The following is a 20,711-nucleotide window of genomic DNA, read 5'->3' as shown; positions in this document are numbered from 1 at the left end:
TAAGAAAACATAATATCTCATTTGTTCTCAATCTGCTCTTTAATTTCGTCATTCATTTTATTTCTAAGTTTACTTGACTGGATATAAAAATATTCAATGTACTTACGGAACTCTCGTTTTTTCAATGCCTTTTCAAGTTTCATGATGAACTCTTCTTTGTTGTGTAACACATACTCCTTATCATCTGCTTTCGAGTTATATCTCTTATCGTAATCTCTTAAAAATCGGTTCATTCGATCTGAATAGTTCTCTCTTTCATTTTCAAAGTTTTGATTTGAATTAATATCATTACAAATAGTCACTTTGAATTTATCAAATAAACTATTGGATATTATGGGAGTATCTTTGCTTTTGTTCATTAAAAAATAACATTGATCAATGATTTGATCATTCGGCGAGTCCATCATCAAACGATATTCATCTAAGGTTATATTTAAACGAGCCATTTCCTGATTTCTTAAAATATCTAATGATTCAATCATATCCATTTTGATTATATTTAGTAAATCTTGAATAAACGTATCAACATAGGATATTAATTGTTCTTGGTCAAAGTCTATTATCTCTGGGAATATATCCTTTGATTTTTTAAATACAATTTTTGAAGAGTTTTGAAAATAAAAATCTTCTAGATAAAAATCTAAAGCTCGAAGGAAACTTTCATTCACTAAATATCTTGGTACACCTGCTTTAGTTTTAGCATATTGACTTGGAGGGATGCTGATATCCGTAGTATAATATGTTTCATTTTCATCCGTTACATTTATAAGAATTTTAAAATCACCAAGATAGCTTTCTAGTGACTTAATATAATCATGCATCTTAATTTGAGCATTATATTCAGATTCATTTAACTCCTGCTCAATAGATTCTGATGGAAGATTTTCAACCTCAATAAATTCATTAATCAACTTAACTATCCTTCGAGAGGTATACTCCATGCCGATATTTGAATACTTATTGCTAGATAACCAATTTAAGCAGTCATCAATTGTAAAATAATCATCTGTATTAATTTTCTTTTGATCAAATTTTTCCTTCATATAATATAACCCCCATCATTTCACCGTCTCCTTTCATGGTACATTAAGGATAGCAAATGACTAGACATTTGCAACACTAAATGAAGAAAGGAGGTGACATCATGAAAGCGTTGAATCAATTTCGACACTTCGATTCCCAAGGATTCCTAAAGGATAAGGTCTTAGAAGTTACTCAAATTACCAATTGGGTTGATTACAATACTAAGGAAGTACTTGGAGATAAAGTAGAAGTAGTTATTTTAATTGATAACACACCTTACGCTCCTACAAGAAATGGTGAGATCGTTACAAATAAGTTTGAAAAGTTAAATGTAAAGGTTCCTAACGCTGAAAATATTAAAGTGGGAGATCAAGTCACATTAATTAACCCTGTCGGGAGTGTCTATGGTGAGTATCAAAATCAGCTATCGTTGAAAGCTGATGGGCTCAAAATAATTAAAGAGGTGTAAAAATGAAAACATTCGATAAGAACATTACAAATTTTATGTACGAATCACTACCAACTAAATTATTAGTTGGTAGTGGATTCACTTTACCCCTGCCTCTGTGCTCCTATATGATAATTCGAGCAATACGTTTATTACCTACTCGTTCACCTTTAATTCATCCAGACCTTCAAACCAAGATCATAATCGTAACTACTTTAGTTCCTGTAACGATCGCTTTAATAAGTTTATTATTATTTGTTCTTCAAAATGATAGTCAAAAAGTTAGCGTGATGATTAGAAAAAGACTCTTTAGTCCACATTACGGAAACCCATTTAAAATGACGGATGGCGAACGGATACCAAATATTCAAGTGAAGTGTGAATATCAGTCTAAAGAGCTAGAAAAGATATTCATTACTGTTTTTACAACAAACAAAGAACCTTCTTTCATTTCTGATTTATCGAACGTTATATCGGCTTCTCTTCGGAAGCAATATGAAGCATTTGCAGTAACGCAGATCATAGAAGATTTAAACATGATATCCGTTACCTTTGTGTGCACAAACGTTTTAAAGAACCATAAGATTGTAGCCTCTCGTCTTAAAGATATTCAATCTAATGATCCATCTAGGGTGGTAATTCAGGATAATGTAGGCATTGATTTAACGAGTAGCGGAAGTATACTCATTGTCGGCAAGACTCGCTCAGGAAAAACTCAAGCTGCTCAAACTATTTTGCTTCAGTTATTAGCTAATGGACCAGACAAGTACGACTCAAAAATAATAATAGTTGATCCAAAATCAGCAGAATTGTCAACTTTGCCACACACATTATCTCCTAGTAAACATTCATTAGAGACTATTATTGAGTCAATGGAAGACTTTGAGAAAACAATCAAATATCGACAATCCGTATTAAATGAGATGTCAATACAATCAGGATCAGCTGAACTTTGGTGGAAAGTTGGAATGAAACCGTCTATTTTGTTCATTGACGAATTTGTTGCTTTCAATACGTTACTAGAAAAAAGAGCAAATAAAGACAACTTTAAATGTACGAAAGGTTACTTTGAGAGCTTGTTAAAGAGAATCGTAACAATGGGAGCAAGTACAGGCTCGTTTGTCATTTTAAGTATCGCACAACCAAATACGCAAGAGTTGAGTTCAATGTTAAGAGATGCATTTACAACAAAGATATTATTCCGTCCAACCCGAGATGAAGCTCAATTCTTGTGGAACGCTTCGCAATATGAACTACTTCCCCTTCAATCATATAAGGCAGGAGATGCATGGTTTACATCCAGCGACGGTATTCACGACACAACTGTTAACTATGTTCAATTTCCTCATCTGAAATTTGATGCTTTCAGAAAACTAGGTGTTCTACTGGAGGAATATGGTCGATTGAATACCAAAAGTTCTCCCGTTCAGGATGCTTCGGCGTCCTGAACGGGAGCTGAACGGGGGTAATGTAATAACCCCCGTTCCCGAAAGGAGGACTTTTATTGAAACCTGAAATTAATGTTTCAGTAGATGAATTTACGATCGTTTTACATCCTGAAGATGAATTCACACTGAAAAAATGGGTATTAAATGCAACTCAAATGATTCATTCCTTTGAAGAAAAGTCAGGAATCATCCACCTTTTCGGAAAAAGAAACATATTAGAACGACCTCCTCAGGGTTATAAGACTGCATATACTTATGGCGAACATCCATTTTATTTTGCAATTGGATTCCATGAAAGTTACGTAAAAATGGGAGTTATTATTAAATTCTCCGCTTTGGCATGGAGTTTCTATCAAACATTTTACTTAAATCGCTTTGAACAAGAAATTCATGTATTTCAGTTTGTACAAAATATTCAATGTGAAGATTTATACACGGTTCGTTTGAGTCGATTCGATTTAGCGATTGATTACTTAAATTTTGATATTGAAGTCGATAGCTTATACAAGGATTTAACATCCGAACCAAAACTCATGGTGATCAAGAATATTAATAACAGAATTAATAATTCAGTAATATCTGGTATGGTAGCGAATAATGTTAGTAACACGATGTATATTGGGTCTCGAAAAAGGAACGTTAATATACTATTGCGAGTATACGATAAAAAGATCGAACAAATCGAAACGAATGGATATTTCCTTAAAGAGGCACTTGCTTATCAATCCTGGATTCGATTCGAAGTCGTTTTTAAGGGCAAATACGCCCATCAGATTACAGATAGTTTGATGGACATAACTAAGTTTGAGCTTTACCAAAATTATTTAATTAATCTTTTTCTTGAAAAGTACCAATTCTACCAAGTTAATAACGATGAATTAATATTACACCCCATCTCAGACATACTATTCAAAGCTTTAAAATCAGAAACTCTTGACCAAACATTATATTCTCCACGACCGATTAATAATGATCTAGTATCCAGTCTGTTGTATATCATCAAAGGTTCGGGACTATTCCCGATATTATACAAGGTTGAACAGATTTGGGGGGATGATCAAATAGAGTTATTATTCGAATTCATTTATTACATCTATAAAAGTCGATTCAATCCTAATAATGATCATAGAGCTTGGCTTGAAAAAAATAATAAAACTCTAAAAACTGTTCCATTCGAAGAGATATTAGAATTAGTAAATAAGTTAATAGATAGGAGGAACAAATGAGCATATTAATCATAAAATTGACAGACAATCAGTTAGATGATTTAGCTGATCTGATAGCAAAGAAAATAACACTTGAGAAACCCAATCCCCAATGCTTTTTGAACAAAAAGCAAATGTGCGAATTTTTGAACATCTCAAATAACACTTTAGACCGTTGGATTGCTGAAGGTTTGCCCGTTATTAAAATCAATCGGACTTGTAGATTCAATATTGAAGATGTAACGAATTGGATGAATAAACGCTAGACTTTTGAATGCTATGTACTTATAGTAAGGACATAGTGTTCTCTAGCTCGAACAGGAGGATAACTATGTCGATTACTAAAACTAAAAATGGTACGTATCGATTAAGGCTATACATTCCAGAAGATGCTCGTGCATCTCTAGGGATTCAATCTAAAACGATTGAAAAACGTTTTAAAACGAAAAAGGAGGCTCAAAAATATAATAACTATCTACGCTTTGAAATTCAAAAAGCGTTAGATGGTGAGTTGGATAATACAGTTGATAATAGAGAAAATATTTTATTTAAAGACTTTTTTAAGCAAGTTTGGTGGGTTAACTATAAACTTGGACATACTACTAATACTAATTACCCCCCAACCAAACCTACGGCTGATAATACTGAATCAATCTTTCGATTGCATATTTTACCGTTGTTTGGAAATTATTCCCTTAAATTTTTAAATAATAATAAAGAGGTAGTCATTAACCTGTTAACTCAGAAAGCTTCAGAATATGCAAACTTTAAAATCATACGCAGTTACATGACGTCAGTCTTTGATTTTGCTGAAGAACTGGATTACATTGAATATAACCGACTATCCAAAATAATTAAGCGAATAAAACCAACTAAAAAGTTAAAAATTGAAGAAGCTAAAAGAGAAGAAGACTTATACCTTACCTTGTCCGAATTAAAAGATTGGCTAAATGCTTTTGATCATGATTTAGAAACAGGCGAAATTTGTTTTAAAGATTACGTATTGTTCTATACAACGTTCTTTTTATCAGATCGAAAATCCGAAACCTATGCTTTGCAGTGGAAACATATAAACTTTGCAAAAAACAAAATTCAAATAGTGCAAGCATTAGATAAGTATGGAAATATTAAGTCAACTAAAGGGAAAAAGAAGACAATATTTACAATGCCTGATGAATTAAAACAACTTCTAATAAGATGGAAAAAGGAACAAGCTGATGAGCTCAGTAATTTTTCAATCAAACAAACCTCTGAGCAACTTGTATTTACCTACATCGATACTAAAGGCAACGTTAATAAGCCCCTTCATCCTGATTATTTGAATTACCGTATGAAAAGTGTAATGAAAAGACATCCTAATCTTAAATATGCAACACCACATAAATTACGTCATACTGGGGCAACCTTGGCGAAAGAATTGGGAATGTCTTTACAAGAAGTCTCAGAAGCACTCACTCATTCAGACACGAATATCACTCAAACGTATTTAAATTCTGCGAACGTTATTCCAATGCCTGCAGGTGAATATACTTTTAGATCGATACAAAATCTATAGGGGGAATATGGTGTGAACTTTGGTGTGAACTTTTTCAAAAACATGAAAAAAACACCCCATGGTGTGAACCATGAAGTGCCTGTAAACATTGATATAACAATAATATTAACGTTTTGAGAATTGTGAACTCTTACGAGCTTTCTTAAGACCTGGTTTCTTACGCTCAACCATACGTGGGTCACGTGTAAGAAGTCCTGCTGATTTAAGTGCTGGACGGAAGTCTGGGTCCACGGTTAATAATGCACGTGCAATACCGTGACGGATTGCGCCTGCTTGACCAGAAACGCCACCACCTATCACGTTAACGAAAACATCATAACTACCTAATGTTTCAGTTACGGCGAATGGTTGCTTCATCACTTCGTGTAAGTGAGGGAATGGTACGTAATCTTCTAATGAACGTTTGTTAATCGTGATTACACCTGTTCCTGGCACTAGACGAACGCGAGCTGTCGCATTTTTACGGCGACCAGTTCCAATATATTGTGCTTGAGCCATGCTGATTCCCTCCTTAAATTAATTCTTGAATGTCTAATACTTCTGGTTGTTGAGCTGCATGTTTGTGCTCTGAACCACGATAGACATGAAGTTTTTTGAACTGTTGACGACCTAAACGGTTATCAGGAAGCATTCCTTTAATTGATAGTTCCACTAAACGCTCAGGGTTTTTCTCACGTAATTCACCGGCTGAGATAGATTTTAATCCACCTACATAACCTGAGTGATGGTGATACATCTTGTCTGTTTCTTTCTTACCAGTTAACTTAACGTTTTCTGCATTAATGATAATTACGAAGTCACCTGTATCCACATGTGGAGTGTAAGTAGGTTTTGTTTTGCCACGTAAGATTGAGGCAGCAACAGTTGAAAGACGTCCTAATGGAACATCTGTTGCATCAAGAACTACCCACTTGCGTTCTACTTCGTTTTTCTTAGCCATATATGTTTGACGCACGATGATTTCCTCCAATTTATTAGTTGTTTACATTACTATGAGTTTCCGGGGCTCATTGTGGGGTAAACAATACCGTTAATCATTGTACTATTATTATCGACTCACGTCAAGACTGCTTTTCATTATCTTTTAAAAAATCAAAATTTCTTTTCATAAAAAAAGTATGGTACCATATTGATAATTCTTCACGAGGAGGTAGCGTATGTCTTACGATGTTATTGTAGTTGGGGCAGGCTCAAGCGGGTTAATGGCAACCATTCAAGCTGCACGTCAAGGAGCCCGTACCTTATTAATTGAGAAAAACAAACAAGCTGGACGTAAATTATTACTGACGGGTGGTGGGCGTTGTAATGTTACCAATCGTGCTACCCCTGAAAAGTTGATCCAACATATTCCTGGAAATGGAAACTTCTTATACAGTGCACTTAGCCAATTCGATCCGAGTGATATTATTCAATTCTTTGAAGCATGTGGTGTAGAACTGAAAGAAGAGGACCACGGACGTATGTTTCCCGTGACGGATCGATCGCGTACGATCTTAGATACGCTATTACAGCAACTGCATGACCTGGATGTAGAGATTCGCTACGATGCCCCGGTTCAACGCTTATTAATTGATTCAAATCACCATATCCAAGGCGTTCAACTAAAATCAGGCAAGAAGGTTGATAGCGCTGCGGTGATTCTTGCCACAGGTGGTAAGACTTATGCTGCGACTGGCTCTACCGGTGATGCCTACGGTTGGCTAAAACAGGCAGGTCATACGATTACTCGTCTCTACCCTACGGAAGTCCCACTCTTATCCGATGATGCATGGATTAAAGACCGGAGCTTAACAGGTACCCCGCTTCGTGATGTGAACGTTACGGTATGGAACGGCCAAATCGGCGAGAATACCATCGTGACTCACCGAATGGATATGATCTTTACGCATTTTGGCTATTCTGGACCGGCAATCTTACGCTGTAGTGGGCACGTCAATCAATATCTCCATCAACATCCCAACCAGACTTGTCAACTCTCAATTGATTTAACGCCGGATCTTACATCACAAGAACTTGAATCGATGGCAGAAGCACAGCGTGATAAACAAGTGATTAGTATCTTAAAGCAATGGATGCCGGAGAAATTAGGACGCGTTATCAGCGAACAAATCAATATTGCACCAGACCTACCATACAAACAATTGACCCATTCCCAAGTCACTTCGTTATGGCAAATCATTAAACAATTCCCGATTACGGCTTACGGAAGTCAGCCGCTGAATAAAGCGTTTGTGACAGGTGGTGGGGTTGCGACGGATGAGATTCAACCGCGCTCGATGGAGAGTAAACTTGTTAGCGGACTTTACTTCTGTGGTGAATTAATCGATATTAACGGCTACACTGGAGGCTATAATATTACTGCCGCTTTTGTCACTGGTTCTGTGGCTGGACAGCACGCTGCTTGGCAAGCCATGAGTGTTCCAAAATAAACCTATATCCCTTAAATATTGTTAATGGCACATTAATAGCCCGTCCTTCAAATTTGAAGAACGGGCTTTATTCTATGACTTAATTATTCTGCATCGGTCGCTTCTGTTTCTTCAACTTCAGTTTCAGCTTCCGAATCAGTTTCAGCGTGATTTCCTTCTAATTCAGCAGGATCGCCGACTTGTGGATTTGAGACGATCACCACACCGTTGACAATTTCAACCTCTGCTGGGATTTTGTTCCAAGTTTTTAATTCTTCCAAAGTAATATCGTATTTATCCGCGATATCTTGTAGCGTTTCTCCTGGAACGACTTCATGAATTAACGGATTTGGATTGGACACAATCAGTAACTTGTCGGTTTCTGGTGCGACATTTTGGGTTAATTCATTCCATAACATAATCCATTGCTCTGTTGTATTGTATTTAACAGCGATATCGTAAAGCGATTCGCCTTCTTCAACTTGATGGATTTGTGGAACTAAGGCTGGGTTCGATACAAAGAGTTCTTGACCTTCCGTTAAGACCGCATCTGTCTTAAGTCGGTTCCAACGGCGTAATTGTCTTGGACGTAATTCGTATTGTTCAGCAATCGATTCAACCGTATCTTCTGCTTGAACGACATGGATCGCTGGCCTTGCACGAACGGGTAAATCCGCAACACGCATTCCATTCACACGTAGATTACTTTCTTCTGGACCGACAATTCCATTTTCACGTTTTGCACTTGCATTCGGATTATGGTTGGATGCAGGTTGAGTTTCACCATCAGCAGTTGCTTCGGTAGCCCCTTCTGAACTTGTTTCGCTCGATGGCGTATTAACAGGACCTTGAGTTGGAACCACCGATAAGCGATCTCCTACATTTAACCAATCAGAGCTAAGACCGTTCCAATTGTATAGATCCGTTACGGTAACACCATAAGCTGCTGCAATGCCAGAAAGCGTATCGCCAGGTTGAACCGTATGAATTCCATTAGTTGCATTGGCTGTTGGCGCAGGTTGCCATTCTTGTACCGATGAACTTGGTGCTACTGCACCACCAGGCACATAAAGTGGCATACCAGCAATTAACCAGTCGGATTGTAAATTATTTGCAGCCATTAATTCATGAACGGTAATGCCATTCGCTGCCGCAATACCAGAAAGCGTATCGCCAGGTTGAATCACATAGTTCCCTGATGCTGCGGGTGCTGTTGTATGGGATGAGCCACTTGATACTGGACCTGATACAGAAAGCTGCGTACCCGCGTAGATCCATGAGCTACTCAAGCCATTCCAGCTCATCAATTGATCGACCGAAATACCATAGGCATTCGCAATACCAATTAATGTATCACCTGGTTGAACGGTATAAATCCCACTACCACTGGCGGTACCAGACTGGGATTCCCCTTCTGAACTGCCGCTAGGAATAGTTAATACTGTCCCAGGCATCAACCAGTCACTACTTAGGCCGTTGGCTGACATCAATTGATCGAGTGAAATGCCGTATTGGCTCGCAATCCCCAATAGATATTCGCCTGATTGAACGGTATGTGTTGTTTGAGCGTATGTTGGGGTGAGTGATGTTAATAACAACGCTGATGATAAGATCGTTGCTGTAAGTTGGTTTTTCATATATTTTTTCATATCCGTCTCTCCTCGTCGGTATTTATAAATAAAGTCTCATCATCATTGTATCATCAATATTAGATAGAATAAACTAAAACCCCTATTAAATCTCAAAATGTAATCTACTCGCAATATTATTGTTGAAAGGCTTGTCGCTTCACCTTAAAATCTGGGCTGAGCCAGAAATTATTAACCGGTTCGCTCAGACGATAATAACGTGTTCGCAACCGTGGTAGCTCACACCTTGCAATCTGATCAATTCCTTGAGCTTCAGGCGAGCAGACATAAGCATCGATCTTATCTTGGAAAACTCCACAGTACGTTGTTGGACGTTGATGACCAAAGAACGACAAATCAGCAATAAACACATCTCCCGCTTGAACTTGAGATGAATTGATAGGATGTAAGAGGACACCTTCTAAATGTAAAATAAAAGACATATCACCATGAATACACCCATCAGATAAGAATTTTCCTGCTACCAAACTGGCGAGTAAAGCACTAGCACTATCGTAGGCGTCCGGCCCAAAGCGTTCCATTGGATCACTCGCATAGCTCACTTTCCCCACTCGCTCGGCATACCATTGAATCATGGCTGTTCGACTTGACATGCTTTCCCCTCCGTTCTTTTCACTTTCTATTTTACCATTTTTGAAGCTAAAGGGTGTAGCAAATCCCCCGTCGGTTGAAGAAGATAATAAGTGCCGGCAAAGTATAAATAATCTGATTGCGGCTGAATAACTGTTCCCTCTTGAATCAATGGCTCTGGATTAGCTGGTTTTTGAGGGGATGTTGTGGTGAGCAAAGCAACTCGACGCTCTTTGAGCTTTTGTGCTAATAGCGTCCGAAATTGGCTCATTTCTTCACCCGTATAGCCCGGGCATAGTGAGTTATTATACACTTCCCAATGGCCTACGACTGCCTGAGCTGGTAAATCAAGTCGTGTCAGTAAATCCAGCGTGAGCATTTCACGGCTTTGGATTTGAGCTGAGCTGTAATTATCACGGTGATTGGCTTCGACTGAGATATGGACTGTATCTTGGTTATGGTGGGCGACACCCCAAGTGATCCGCTCCAACCGGTAATTTTGATAGATCTTGCCTTGGCTATCAATATAATAGTGATAACCCCCACGGCCCCATCCATGCGCAGATTGCCAGTAACGTTCATGATCTGAAATCTTCCGGTTGAGTTCACGTGCTACTGCTGTATAGTGCCAAACAATACGTTTGATGTCCGATAATTTACGGTCTTGCTGCTGTCCCCCGAGTGCCTCATCAAGTCGTGAATAAATTACGACCGATTGATCGTATTGTTCCAGTTGGTGACGTTGGATTAGCCGAATCAATTTTTGACCATAGTGTGGGTCCGTTGCATACGTCCCCGTTAAGGCTTGCGCTTGATCGTCAATACTTTGGGCTTGAATTACCTGACGGTAATAATCTTTACGGTAAGGGGTTGAGTTCACAAATTGCGCATGGTCAGCCACGCTCTGTTCTAACGATTCATATTGACGAAATGCGGCTTGTTCCAACTTCGCTTGCCCTTCTAACACTTCTAAACTTTCCTTAGTATAGGTATTCCCTTGCCACGGCTTGGATGCCTTAATCCCAAAGTAATTATGTGCGTTTCGAGAGAGTTCGGACCGTCCATAATCAGACTCCAAGCAAGCTTGTGCGATACGAATACTCGGATACAATGGACTCGAATAGTTTTTCACCACCGGTGCGATGGTTTCAATAAATTGTTTTTCTTTAGACATACAATCAACCTCCATCTTAAAATTTGGTCCAGGACCATCTTATAGACGAAGGCGAAGCTTAGAACGGACAGAGTATCACCCGACTTTTATCAATAAATATTAAAACCTGAGTAAGACACCTTCGCTTACTCAGGTTCATTATTTAGTCAAATTGGCGCGAACGTTCAATTAAATACTCTCGGAATTCTTCCGCTGTCTCTGGATGGTTAAGTCCATAGTCAATGCACATCCGCATGTAGCCGATCTTATCTCCGACATCATAGCGATGACCGTTTATTTTTTGTGCAAAGACGCGTTTCGTTTGATTGAGATGTTGGAGTGCATCCGTCAATTGAAGCTCGTTATCAACTCCCAGTTGTGTCCGCTCTAGAATTGGAAAAATCTCAGGTGTTAAGACATACCGTCCCGCAATCGCTAAATTACTTGGCAGGTGCTCTTTTTGTGGTTTTTCTACAAAATGATTGACTTGGTATAACTGTTCATAACCTGTCAGATGCGCTGCCTCTCCATCGATAAATCCATATTTCTGTGCGTCTCGTTCCGGTACTTCGACGACCGCTAGACACGGCGCTTTTAACTCACTATAGAGGTCCATCAATTGTTTAGTTACAGGCACTTCACTTTGAATAATATTATCGCCGAGTAAGACAACAAAAGGTTCATTATTAACAAAAGACTTTGCATGCAAAATCGCATCTCCTAAGCCACGCGGGCTCGCTTGGCGTGCGAAAAATAAATTCGCCTTAGTGGTCGATTGGGCTAATTCCAACAACTCAATTTTCCCTTTAGCGCGAAGATTTTCTTCAAGTTCGATATTGGCGTCAAAATGGTCTTCGATCGACCGTTTTTGTTTCCCCGTAATAATTAAGATTTCTTCAATCCCCGATTCAAACGCCTCTTCCACAATAAATTGAATAACCGGCTTATCAACAATTGGTAATAACTCTTTCGGTTGTGCTTTCGTTGCAGGCATAAAATTCAGCCCGTAACCTGCGGCTGGTATGACCGCTTTACGAATTGTACGCATCGTTTCCTCCTACTGATTCGATTTCATTAAATAAATTCTTGGGCGATTTGATACGGTGTATCGCTACTTAGAATCACTTGTAATTTTAAGCGCGCTTTGATACCACTCAGCCCTTTGGCAAAGATTACTCCTTGCTCGGCAAGTTGTTTACCGCCGCCTTCATAATCATAGACATCGGCTGGAATACCGTTAAAGGATCTAGATACCATCACAACTGGGATATCTTGCGCTAGAATTTGGTGCAAGCCGGGTAAGATGGCAGGCGGAACGTTCCCAGCTCCAAGCCCTTCAATGACCAATCCTGAAATTGGCTGGGTCGCTAAAAATTCAAACAAACGACCTTCCATTCCAGCGTATAGCTTGATGAGCGGAACATCGGCTCTCACATGCTCGATGGGGTAATAGTCTTGATGAATTAATTTTTGGAAATAAAACACTTCATTTTTGCAAATAATTCCTAACGGACCGAAAGTCGGTGTCTGGAACGTTGCCAAGTTGGTAGTGTGGGTCTTGGTCACATACATCGCCGAGTGCACTTCATCGTTCATTACAACCGTGACACCTTTGTTGCGCGACTCCGGACTCGCTGCCACAATAATCGCACTACGTAAGTTCGCCAGACCATCCGCTCCGATTTCGTTGCTGGAACGCATGGCCCCGGTAAACACAATCGGTTCTGAAATATCTAATGTCAGATGACAAAAATAGGCCGTCTCCTCTAACGTATCCGTTCCGTGAGTGACGACAATACCATCCACTTCTTGATGGTGCTTCTCAATATATTGCGCTAACTCTAACATATGCGCCGGCGTCATATGTGGGGATGGAATATTATCGAAGTCGACGATTTCTAACTCAGCGAACTCATCCAATTGATGAGGTAAGACATTGAGTGGGTTCTCACTAGTCGGCATGACCGATCCGGTCGTCATATCGTTGCTCATCGCAATCGTGCCGCCGGTATTAATAATCATAATTTTACACATTTGATTTCCCTTCTTTCATCGGTAGTCTCAATTTTAAAATTTCAGGTGTAATCGATATCAACTAGACTATACCACAAAATGTTTCGATAGAACACGTCGAGCTGTATTTTTATAAAATGTCACATTTTTGCCTTAAAATACGTGAAACATCTTTCATCTGTTTGTTTTCAAAATATGGGGACACCCTATAAATGTTGTTATATCAGCTTTTTGGATCCATAAAATCATAAAAATGAAAAAACTTTCATTACATTGAAAGTCTGTGCTTCCCCTCGTATAATCGAATCATTCATTATTTTTAGAAGAGGTGTTATATGAAAAACAAACGTTCAATTTTAGCTTTATTAAGTGTGAGCCTACTTGCTGCTCCGATTGCCATTAATCAACCATGGGTTACAGCCCATACGCAAGATGAATCACACGATCACGATCACGACCACGATCACGACCATGATCATGACCACGATCATGAGAAAAAAGATCACCAACATGGAATTTTTGAAGACAAAGATGTTAAGGAACGTGAACTATCCGACTGGGATGGTGAATGGCAATCTATCTTCCCTTATCTAACCGCTGGAGATCTTGACGAAGTGATGGCTCACAAAGCAGAACATGATGACAAGATGACAGCAGAAGAATATAAAGAATATTATACAAAAGGCTATGAAACAACGATTGATAAAATCGATATTCATAGCGAAGATCATTCAATCACTTTCCATGAAGGTGAAGAAAGCTATGTAGGATATTACGAAAGTGCTGGCCACGAAATTTTAACCTATGAATCAGGTAAAAAAGGTGTACGCTATTTATTCACAGCAACAGACCAATCCGACGAAAAAGCGCCAAAATACATTCAATTTAGTGACCATGAAATTGCGCCAACCAAAGCACATCATTTCCATATCTTTATGGGTAACTCAAGTCACGAAGAAATCTTAGAAGAAATGGAAAACTGGCCAACTTATTATCCAGCAAACTTAACAAAAGAAGAAATCGTGCACGAAATGTTAGCTCATTAATTTTTTCCACCTCCCTAGGAAAAATCACACCCTCGAACCTTATCAGATTCGAGGGTGTCTTTAATTTGATAAAAAGATATTTAAGTGACTCTTTTTAGATGGAATCTTTTAATTTGCCTTTAAAATCGTCAATCGATGTGTAGCCATACTCTTCCATAATAGCTTTTAACTCTTCTTCCAAACGTGCAAAGATCGCAGGTCCTTCCTGCAATAATGCGGTCCCGACTTGGACCATTGAAGCACCACATAACAGATGCTCAAATACATCTCGCCCGCTAGTAACACCCCCTGTCCCGATAATGGCGATATCGGATTTTAATCGTGTATAGAAGGCGCGAACGTTCGCCAAAGCGGTCTGCTTAATGATTGCGCCACCTAATCCACCATAACCTTGTTTCGGTGCAATAGTTACCGCGTCTTGCTCAATGACTAAACCATTGCCAATCGAATTGATGGAATTGACATAGGTGAGCGGATATCGGTTCAAAATCTCGGCCATTTGGTCAAAATGTGATAAGTCAAAATAGGGTGGTAATTTTACTCCGAGTGGCTGGTCGAAGTAACTAAAAGTTCGGTCTAAAATTCGAGCTGTCATTTCAAAATCATAGCCGACTTGCGGTTTACCAATCACGTTGGGACAAGATAAGTTAAGCTCGACCAACCCTTGATAATCACTCTGATGCACTCGTTGCATGATAGCATCAATTTGATCTTCGGCTAGCTCAGTTACCGATAGAAAGAACGCACGATCTGGATGTGTCGCTTCAAAATTCGCTAGAGCCGCTAAATAATAATCAATGCCTTCGTTAGGTAGGCCACTTGAGTTGATACTATTAGAGCCAAAATGATGAACCCGTGGTAAGAGATTGCCCTCCCGAGGAGACAAGGTCGCCGTCTTAGTGATAAAAGTCGCTGCTTTGGAATCGATCAATGCTTCGAGTTCATCCACCGTCGAGCACCAAACCCCAGAAGCATTCATCATACACGAATCAAACGAATTATTTCCAATATTTGTCTTTAATGTCATCTTATTTTACCCTTTCTTTGTTTGAATAAAACGGGAACCTGGTTGATCAATTGGAATAGCGGCAAGCCAGTCCGGTACGTCCTCCGCTTCGTAAGTCGCAATGGATAAGGTTGTCGCCGCAAAAATTGGTACTTCAATTTGATCACGTCCTGAGCGATTCACAACGCAGGCGATGCCGACAACCTTACCGCCGAGAGATTCAATCAATTCACGACATTCAAGTGATGATTTACCCGTTGTAACAACGTCTTCAACAATTAAGACGCGTTGACCGGGATTGATTTTAAAGCCCCGACGAAAGGTCATCTTTCCATCTTGGCGCTCGGCGAAAATACTTTCCATTTTCAATTGGCGCGCTAATTCGTACGATGCAATTACGCCGCCCATTGCAGGACCACATAATAGATCGAATGAAACGTCTTCTAACTGTGATACGACGACTGCCATAATTTGCGCTGCCAAGTCAGGTTGCTGGAACAGTCTTGCACATTGCACATAAGTATCAGAGTGCTTTCCAGATGATAATAAGAAATGCCCTATCTGAAGTGCTCCAGCCGCTTTTAACAATTCTGGTACGTTAATCTCTGTCATATTTTATTCCTCCTCTAAGCTCGTTCAATCGTTGCGATCATCTGTTCCAGAGCTTGGCGAGCATAATAACCCATGCGCTCCTCGCCGTCCGGATAATCCCGAAAGGCATAAATAATACTGCGCGATGCATTGACAATCGAGTGCCCTTGATTTCCTAAGTAATCTCGCACCGCTCGTGGATCTGCTCCTTGTGCGCCATACCCTGGAATTAAGAATGGAATCTGCTGATAACGTTGGCGTAATGCTGAAATATCTTCAACTTGTGTCCCACCAAGAACGAAGCCAATATTGCTGGCGCCCGATTCTCCTAAGTAATCTTGCGCTAATTTCGCTAAATCATCCGCCACTTTTAAATAAAGTGGTTGCCCGTCTACCCATTGATACTCAATATCTTTAGCTCCAGGATTGCTCGTTCGGACTAGAACAAAAATCCCTTTTTGATGATCTTGCAAGTATGGCAAGTATGGCATTAACGTGTCGTAACCCATGTAAGGATTCAATGTCACCCAATCTACTTCAAAATCACCGCTAAAGTGTGCCTGCGCATAAGCTTGAGCGGTCGAATCGATATCCCCTCGCTTAATATCCCCAATTACGAGACAGTCACGTTCTTTAGCATATTGAATCGTCTGATGGTAGGCTTTTAAACCCGCCAAACCATGCGCTTCGTAAAAGGCGATTTGTAATTTAAAACATGCAGCTAAATCATAGGTCGCATCAATCATTTGACGATTAAAATCAAATAGACGCTCACTTACCGTTCCTTCTGTCGGCAACCATTCTAACCTTGGATCTAATCCCACACAGACAAAAGATTTGGCTTGAATCGCTGCTTGCAGTCGATCAATACTCATTGACTTCCCTCCGATATTTCACTTCTCCGTTAACTACTGTCGTTGTAACGACACCTTTGAATGTTTCCCCCATCATCGGGGTATTTTTAGATTTCGACCGGATCGTATTGGGTTGAATGGTCTCCGATTGTGCTAAGTCAACGAGCACCAAGTCAGCATCATAACCGACCTCAATCCGTCCTTTATTCACTTCCAATATCTCAGCTGGACGTTGGCTCATCACCCGTGAGACAAGTTGTAAATCTTGGCCATATTCTTCAACTAATACTTTATAGACAACTTGAAAGGCTGTCTCTAACCCAATCATCCCCGGTGAACCCTTTAATTTATCTTCCACTGAGTGCGGCGCATGATCCGTTGCAACACAGTCAACAGCTCCACGAATCAAGGCCTCCACTAAGTAACGACGGTCTGCTTCTTCACGAATTGGTGGATGGACTTTATAATCCAGTCCACTGAGATAGAGATGATGCGGCGTGACTTCCATCGTCACCGGATAGCCTTGGTCTTTGCCATATTCGACCGCTTTACAAGCATCAATCGTTGACACGTGGCAGAAGTGAACGCGCGCTCCTGTTTTTCCAGAAAAATAAACATCTCGCATTGTGTGAACGTCCTCTGCATAGCGATAATCAATCTCTGAAAGCTCTCGGTCTTCTTCGTGAATCATTAACCCTTTCCCTAATTGGTTGATTCGTTCAAACAATTGAAAGGTTACTTTATTATTTTGTAGGCCAAAGCCATCATCGGAAAGAAATTTCACCGATGCTGGGAGATGATCTAAATCTACCCACTCTTCTCCTTTTAATCCTTTCGATACCGCATAATTTTGATAAATTTGAATCAAGTCTAAAGCTTCTGCTCGGTCCACAATATCTTGATAGACTTCATTATGATCGACAGTTGGTTTCGTATTCGCCATCAAAACTACCGTTCCATAACCGCCTTTAAGAGCCGCTTGAGCCCCTGTTGCTAAGTCTTCTTTATACGTTAACCCTGGATCTCTAAAGTGTGCATGCAGATCCACAAAAGCTGGCATCACCACTTGACCCGTTGCATCGATCACTTGGTCGGCTTTTAAATTTAAGCCAATCGCTTGAATCTTCCCTTGATCGATTCGCACATCGGCCTGGACCGTCCGTTGCCCGTCTACCAGCGTTCCACCTTTAATTACAATCATGATTTGATCATCTTCCCTTCATAGTAATGGTCACAATAATCACAGCGATATAACCGTGTTTTCGCATCTTCTAAAGTAAAGCGCGTTGTAATATAGCGCTCGTGGTTTGAGATGCATCGTGGATTATGACATGCCAGGACTCCTTCCACATGTTGTGGTAAGACAATTTCTTGTTTCGAGATGAGTTGCTCATTTTCAATCAAATTAACCGTAATTCGATCACTAAAAAGTCCTAAAATATCTAAATCGATGTCGAGGTGGTTTTCAATTTTGATTAGGTCTTTTTTACCCATTAATTGCGAATCAACATTCATAATTAAGGCTGCTTTAAAATCAGAATGATGTAAGTTCAAAAATTTAAAGATTCGATACCCTTGTCCAGGTTGGATATGATCTATCACGACACCATTTTTAATCGATGTTATCTGTAGCATGGTCAACCTCCAATAAAGTTAATAATAAAGCCATCCGAACATAAACGCCGTATTGTACTTGTTTGAAATAAGCTGCACGCGGGTCTTGATCCACTTCAGGATGAATCTCATTCAGTCGTGGCAATGGGTGTAAAATGGCTAAGTCCGACTTAGCGCGTTCCAATGTTTTTAAATCTAAGATGTTGGTGTCTTTCAGTCTTTCATAGTCCGCTTCGTTAAAGAATCGCTCTTTTTGTACTCGGGTCATATATAGCACATCGAGTTGGTCGATGACCTCTTCTAATGTCTCGGACTCGGTATAAGTTATGTGATGTTGATCTAAAATATTTTTTATATAGTCCGGAATTTTTAACTCGGTCGGTGAGATTAATACAAAATGATTCGCATCATACTCGATGAGTGCTTGAATCAATGAATGCACGGTTCGCCCAAACTTTAAGTCGCCACAAAAACCGACCGTTAAATGATCGAGTCGTGACTTTGTTTCTAAGATGGTAAGTAAATCGGTTAACGTCTGAGTGGGATGTAAATGCCCGCCATCTCCAGCATTAATCAACGGAACCGTCGCGACTTCGGCAGCCAACGTTGCGGCACCTTCATGGAAGTGACGCATCGCAATGACGTCCGTGTAACAAGAGACGGTTTGGATGGTATCCGCTAGTGTCTCGCCTTTGGTTGTTGACGAGGTTGCTCCACTTTGAAGACCGAGGCAAGTCCCGCCTAGGCGTTGCATCGCCGATTCAAAACTGAGGCGTGTCCGAGTTGAAGGCTCAAAAAAAAGCGTCCCTAAAATTTTTCCATGACATAAATCAGAAAAATTATCAGGACACTCTGTAATCGAATGTGCTAATTGCAATAATTGATTCAATTGTGAAGACGAGATATCGCTTAAAGTTGTAAAATGCTGTAGTACCATATTTCACTGACTCCTTCCGTTTTTCCTCTCAAAAGATTACACGGAAATATCTGTCCCGTCAAAGCATTCTTTAAAATAATTCGAATTCATTTATTTAATGTTCGTGTTTTTACATATCATCCGCTCGGTAACAACGTTTCTTCGTGACTTAACAATTGATTAGTCGTGAAACGCGCTCTCTTAAATCCGGTACCACTTCTTTTTCAAACCAGGCATTTTTCTTTAGCCAACGTCCGTTTAACGGTGAAGGATGAGGGATTGGAAAGAAGGTTGGTAAATATTCCTGGTAATGTTGAACAGTCTGAGTTAAGGTCTTATAGCGGCGTTTGCCGAGATAATGCGCTTGAGCATGTGCACCCGCTAAAATAATAAGTTCAACCTCGTTCAATTGTTCTAAAATTAAGGGATGCCACTTTTCTGCAAATCCCTTACGAGGAGCTAAGTCTCCCGTCTTCCCTTTGCCTGGGAAATAAAAATCCAGTGGCAACACAGCAATTTGGCCACTTTGATAAAATTGTTCTTCAGATACCCCAAGCCATTCTCTCAATCTATTCCCACTTAAATCATCAAAGCAAACACCTGAAGCTTGAGCACGAGCTCCTGGTGCTTGACCTACAATAACCATACGCGCTTCCAGCGGCGCTTGAAAAATCGGACGCCAGCCTTGCGATGTATAGGGATGGTTCGCAGGATCTTGTTGGATTTGCTGTGCAATTTTTTCGATTTCATTCACTTTAATCACCTCAAATGCCCCCGTAAGACAGAATAATTAAACCCTTACCTATTCGCAATTTAACTTCTTGGAGATTTATAACTCGGTATATTTTTCTTTACGTCCTTTGCTCTTTGCGACAGGATATTTCTGTTCATTTTTCGCTAACTTATTCAGCACCAACTGATCGATATCCAATTCAAGATTGGAAGCTAACATTATAGCGTAGATAAATACATCCGCAAGCTCTTCTTCAAGTTGCGGCAATTTATTTTGGACAGCTTCTTCACTCGAACACCATTGGAATACCTCTAATAATTCCGCCGCTTCTAAAGAAATCGAAATCGCTAGATCTTTTTCATTGTGGTATTGCCGCCAATCCCGTGCATCACGAAACTGATTAATCTTCTCTATCAAATTGTCCAATCTCAATCTCTCCTCCCTGGGCTTTTAGAAATTTTTATTGCACAGTAAATCTC

General features: G+C 39.8%; 23 protein-coding genes. 7 read left to right on the top strand and 16 right to left on the bottom strand.

The genetic code is table 11. The features are described from left to right. Positions 1 to 17 precede the first annotated feature (17 nt). Positions 18 to 1,043 (bottom strand): hypothetical protein, encoded by a 1,026-nt coding sequence (locus CYJ57_RS01590; protein ID WP_101953805.1) that lies wholly within the window; start codon positions 1,041 to 1,043, stop codon positions 18 to 20. A 101-nt stretch (positions 1,044 to 1,144) separates the two neighbouring features. Between CYJ57_RS01590 and CYJ57_RS01585 the strand changes: the two genes are divergently transcribed. From CYJ57_RS01585 to CYJ57_RS01565, 5 genes are all read left to right on the top strand, one after another. Continuing rightward, on the top strand, positions 1,145 to 1,492 hold the full coding sequence (locus tag CYJ57_RS01585) for a hypothetical protein (protein WP_101953804.1): 348 nt from the start codon (positions 1,145 to 1,147) through the stop codon (positions 1,490 to 1,492). Between the two features lie 2 nt (positions 1,493 to 1,494). Then, positions 1,495 to 2,919 (top strand): FtsK/SpoIIIE domain-containing protein, encoded by a 1,425-nt coding sequence (locus CYJ57_RS01580; protein WP_101953803.1) that lies wholly within the window; start codon positions 1,495 to 1,497, stop codon positions 2,917 to 2,919. A 56-nt stretch (positions 2,920 to 2,975) separates the two neighbouring features. Continuing rightward, positions 2,976 to 4,145: a replication initiation factor domain-containing protein gene (locus tag CYJ57_RS01575; RefSeq protein ID WP_101953802.1), complete on the top strand. Its 1,170-nt coding sequence runs from the start codon at positions 2,976 to 2,978 to the stop codon at positions 4,143 to 4,145. Next, on the top strand, positions 4,142 to 4,390 hold the full coding sequence (locus CYJ57_RS01570) for a helix-turn-helix transcriptional regulator (protein ID WP_101953801.1): 249 nt from the start codon (positions 4,142 to 4,144) through the stop codon (positions 4,388 to 4,390). Before CYJ57_RS01575 ends, CYJ57_RS01570 begins: the two co-directional genes overlap by 4 nt. A gap of 65 nt (positions 4,391 to 4,455) precedes the next feature. Continuing rightward, positions 4,456 to 5,679 carry a site-specific integrase gene (locus CYJ57_RS01565; RefSeq protein WP_101953800.1) on the top strand — a complete coding sequence of 408 codons (1,224 nt, stop codon included), beginning with the start codon at positions 4,456 to 4,458 and terminating at the stop codon, positions 5,677 to 5,679. Between the two features lie 105 nt (positions 5,680 to 5,784). On the opposite strand, the gene rpsI is transcribed toward CYJ57_RS01565, so the two are convergent. Beyond that, the gene (rpsI, locus tag CYJ57_RS01560) at positions 5,785 to 6,177 is read right to left on the bottom strand and encodes a 30S ribosomal protein S9 (protein ID WP_101953799.1); all 393 of its coding nucleotides are present in this window, start codon (positions 6,175 to 6,177) and stop codon (positions 5,785 to 5,787) included. A gap of 13 nt (positions 6,178 to 6,190) precedes the next feature. Next, positions 6,191 to 6,634, bottom strand: coding sequence for a 50S ribosomal protein L13 (rplM, locus tag CYJ57_RS01555; RefSeq protein ID WP_101953798.1), 444 nt, complete (start codon positions 6,632 to 6,634; stop codon positions 6,191 to 6,193). A gap of 202 nt (positions 6,635 to 6,836) precedes the next feature. On the opposite strand from rplM, the gene CYJ57_RS01550 reads away from it, so the two are divergent. Beyond that, entirely contained in the window at positions 6,837 to 8,108 is a 1,272-nt protein-coding gene (locus CYJ57_RS01550; RefSeq protein ID WP_101953797.1) for a BaiN/RdsA family NAD(P)/FAD-dependent oxidoreductase, read from the top strand. Between the two features lie 83 nt (positions 8,109 to 8,191). Here the strand turns inward: CYJ57_RS01550 and CYJ57_RS01545 are convergent, their stop codons facing one another. From CYJ57_RS01545 to CYJ57_RS01525, 5 genes are all read right to left on the bottom strand, one after another. Then, positions 8,192 to 9,736 (bottom strand): lytic transglycosylase, encoded by a 1,545-nt coding sequence (locus CYJ57_RS01545; protein ID WP_101953796.1) that lies wholly within the window; start codon positions 9,734 to 9,736, stop codon positions 8,192 to 8,194. A gap of 116 nt (positions 9,737 to 9,852) precedes the next feature. Beyond that, positions 9,853 to 10,329, bottom strand: a complete 477-nt coding sequence (locus tag CYJ57_RS01540; RefSeq protein ID WP_006701790.1) for a peptidoglycan amidohydrolase family protein — start codon at positions 10,327 to 10,329, stop codon at positions 9,853 to 9,855. A gap of 26 nt (positions 10,330 to 10,355) precedes the next feature. Continuing rightward, positions 10,356 to 11,480, bottom strand: a complete 1,125-nt coding sequence (locus CYJ57_RS01535) for a glucosaminidase domain-containing protein (RefSeq protein WP_101953795.1) — start codon at positions 11,478 to 11,480, stop codon at positions 10,356 to 10,358. A gap of 142 nt (positions 11,481 to 11,622) precedes the next feature. After that, positions 11,623 to 12,507: a UTP--glucose-1-phosphate uridylyltransferase GalU gene (galU, locus tag CYJ57_RS01530; protein ID WP_101953794.1), complete on the bottom strand. Its 885-nt coding sequence runs from the start codon at positions 12,505 to 12,507 to the stop codon at positions 11,623 to 11,625. Between the two features lie 26 nt (positions 12,508 to 12,533). Next, positions 12,534 to 13,493: an asparaginase gene (locus tag CYJ57_RS01525; RefSeq protein ID WP_101953793.1), complete on the bottom strand. Its 960-nt coding sequence runs from the start codon at positions 13,491 to 13,493 to the stop codon at positions 12,534 to 12,536. A 314-nt stretch (positions 13,494 to 13,807) separates the two neighbouring features. Here CYJ57_RS01525 and CYJ57_RS01520 point away from each other — a divergent pair, with 314 nt between their 5' ends. Further along, the gene (locus CYJ57_RS01520) at positions 13,808 to 14,518 is read left to right on the top strand and encodes a metal-binding protein ZinT (protein WP_006701786.1); all 711 of its coding nucleotides are present in this window, start codon (positions 13,808 to 13,810) and stop codon (positions 14,516 to 14,518) included. Positions 14,519 to 14,612: 94 nt separating this feature from the next. Here CYJ57_RS01520 and CYJ57_RS01515 read toward each other — a convergent pair whose 3' ends face one another. The 8 genes from CYJ57_RS01515 to CYJ57_RS01480 form a co-directional block, all read right to left on the bottom strand. Further along, on the bottom strand, positions 14,613 to 15,545 hold the full coding sequence (locus CYJ57_RS01515) for a dihydroorotate oxidase (protein WP_101953792.1): 933 nt from the start codon (positions 15,543 to 15,545) through the stop codon (positions 14,613 to 14,615). 6 nt (positions 15,546 to 15,551) lie between these two features. Beyond that, entirely contained in the window at positions 15,552 to 16,136 is a 585-nt protein-coding gene (gene pyrE, locus CYJ57_RS01510; protein ID WP_101953791.1) for an orotate phosphoribosyltransferase, read from the bottom strand. Between the two features lie 14 nt (positions 16,137 to 16,150). Beyond that, entirely contained in the window at positions 16,151 to 16,990 is an 840-nt protein-coding gene (pyrF, locus tag CYJ57_RS01505; RefSeq protein ID WP_101953790.1) for an orotidine-5'-phosphate decarboxylase, read from the bottom strand. Further along, positions 16,980 to 18,170: a dihydroorotase gene (locus CYJ57_RS01500; protein WP_101953789.1), complete on the bottom strand. Its 1,191-nt coding sequence runs from the start codon at positions 18,168 to 18,170 to the stop codon at positions 16,980 to 16,982. Before CYJ57_RS01500 ends, pyrF begins: the two co-directional genes overlap by 11 nt. After that, positions 18,167 to 18,604 (bottom strand): aspartate carbamoyltransferase regulatory subunit, encoded by a 438-nt coding sequence (locus CYJ57_RS01495; RefSeq protein ID WP_101953788.1) that lies wholly within the window; start codon positions 18,602 to 18,604, stop codon positions 18,167 to 18,169. Before CYJ57_RS01495 ends, CYJ57_RS01500 begins: the two co-directional genes overlap by 4 nt. Next, positions 18,582 to 19,520 (bottom strand): aspartate carbamoyltransferase, encoded by a 939-nt coding sequence (pyrB, locus tag CYJ57_RS01490; protein ID WP_101953787.1) that lies wholly within the window; start codon positions 19,518 to 19,520, stop codon positions 18,582 to 18,584. Before pyrB ends, CYJ57_RS01495 begins: the two co-directional genes overlap by 23 nt. A 148-nt stretch (positions 19,521 to 19,668) precedes the next feature. Further along, positions 19,669 to 20,253, bottom strand: coding sequence for a uracil-DNA glycosylase family protein (locus CYJ57_RS01485; protein WP_006701779.1), 585 nt, complete (start codon positions 20,251 to 20,253; stop codon positions 19,669 to 19,671). A 75-nt stretch (positions 20,254 to 20,328) separates the two neighbouring features. Further along, positions 20,329 to 20,658: a nucleotide pyrophosphohydrolase gene (locus CYJ57_RS01480; RefSeq protein WP_101953786.1), complete on the bottom strand. Its 330-nt coding sequence runs from the start codon at positions 20,656 to 20,658 to the stop codon at positions 20,329 to 20,331. Positions 20,659 to 20,711 lie beyond the last annotated feature (53 nt).

The sequence above is a fragment of the Falseniella ignava genome (assembly GCF_002847645.1).
GTDB lineage: Bacteria > Bacillota > Bacilli > Lactobacillales > Aerococcaceae > Falseniella > Falseniella ignava.
The sequence above is the reverse complement of the archived record's forward strand: the minus strand, read 5'-3'. Positions and strand labels throughout refer to the sequence as shown.

What these genes read in the sequence shown, in the direction of transcription:
- CYJ57_RS01500 (WP_101953789.1), bottom strand. Translation starts at nt 18,170, where the DNA reads ATGATTGTAATTAAAGGTGGAACGCTGGTAGACGGGCAACGGACGGTC.
- pyrB (WP_101953787.1), bottom strand. Translation starts at nt 19,520, where the DNA reads ATGGTACTACAGCATTTTACAACTTTAAGCGATATCTCGTCTTCACAA.
- CYJ57_RS01565 (WP_101953800.1), top strand. Translation starts at nt 4,456, where the DNA reads ATGTCGATTACTAAAACTAAAAATGGTACGTATCGATTAAGGCTATAC.
- CYJ57_RS01540 (WP_006701790.1), bottom strand. Translation starts at nt 10,329, where the DNA reads ATGTCAAGTCGAACAGCCATGATTCAATGGTATGCCGAGCGAGTGGGG.
- CYJ57_RS01515 (WP_101953792.1), bottom strand. Translation starts at nt 15,545, where the DNA reads ATGACATTAAAGACAAATATTGGAAATAATTCGTTTGATTCGTGTATG.
- CYJ57_RS01585 (WP_101953804.1), top strand. Translation starts at nt 1,145, where the DNA reads ATGAAAGCGTTGAATCAATTTCGACACTTCGATTCCCAAGGATTCCTA.
- CYJ57_RS01545 (WP_101953796.1), bottom strand. Translation starts at nt 9,736, where the DNA reads ATGAAAAAATATATGAAAAACCAACTTACAGCAACGATCTTATCATCA.
- CYJ57_RS01535 (WP_101953795.1), bottom strand. Translation starts at nt 11,480, where the DNA reads ATGTCTAAAGAAAAACAATTTATTGAAACCATCGCACCGGTGGTGAAA.
- pyrE (WP_101953791.1), bottom strand. Translation starts at nt 16,136, where the DNA reads ATGACAGAGATTAACGTACCAGAATTGTTAAAAGCGGCTGGAGCACTT.
- CYJ57_RS01580 (WP_101953803.1), top strand. Translation starts at nt 1,495, where the DNA reads ATGAAAACATTCGATAAGAACATTACAAATTTTATGTACGAATCACTA.
- CYJ57_RS01590 (WP_101953805.1), bottom strand. Translation starts at nt 1,043, where the DNA reads ATGAAGGAAAAATTTGATCAAAAGAAAATTAATACAGATGATTATTTT.
- pyrF (WP_101953790.1), bottom strand. Translation starts at nt 16,990, where the DNA reads ATGAGTATTGATCGACTGCAAGCAGCGATTCAAGCCAAATCTTTTGTC.
- galU (WP_101953794.1), bottom strand. Translation starts at nt 12,507, where the DNA reads ATGCGTACAATTCGTAAAGCGGTCATACCAGCCGCAGGTTACGGGCTG.
- CYJ57_RS01495 (WP_101953788.1), bottom strand. Translation starts at nt 18,604, where the DNA reads ATGCTACAGATAACATCGATTAAAAATGGTGTCGTGATAGATCATATC.
- CYJ57_RS01570 (WP_101953801.1), top strand. Translation starts at nt 4,142, where the DNA reads ATGAGCATATTAATCATAAAATTGACAGACAATCAGTTAGATGATTTA.
- rpsI (WP_101953799.1), bottom strand. Translation starts at nt 6,177, where the DNA reads ATGGCTCAAGCACAATATATTGGAACTGGTCGCCGTAAAAATGCGACA.
- CYJ57_RS01520 (WP_006701786.1), top strand. Translation starts at nt 13,808, where the DNA reads ATGAAAAACAAACGTTCAATTTTAGCTTTATTAAGTGTGAGCCTACTT.
- CYJ57_RS01525 (WP_101953793.1), bottom strand. Translation starts at nt 13,493, where the DNA reads ATGTGTAAAATTATGATTATTAATACCGGCGGCACGATTGCGATGAGC.
- CYJ57_RS01550 (WP_101953797.1), top strand. Translation starts at nt 6,837, where the DNA reads ATGTCTTACGATGTTATTGTAGTTGGGGCAGGCTCAAGCGGGTTAATG.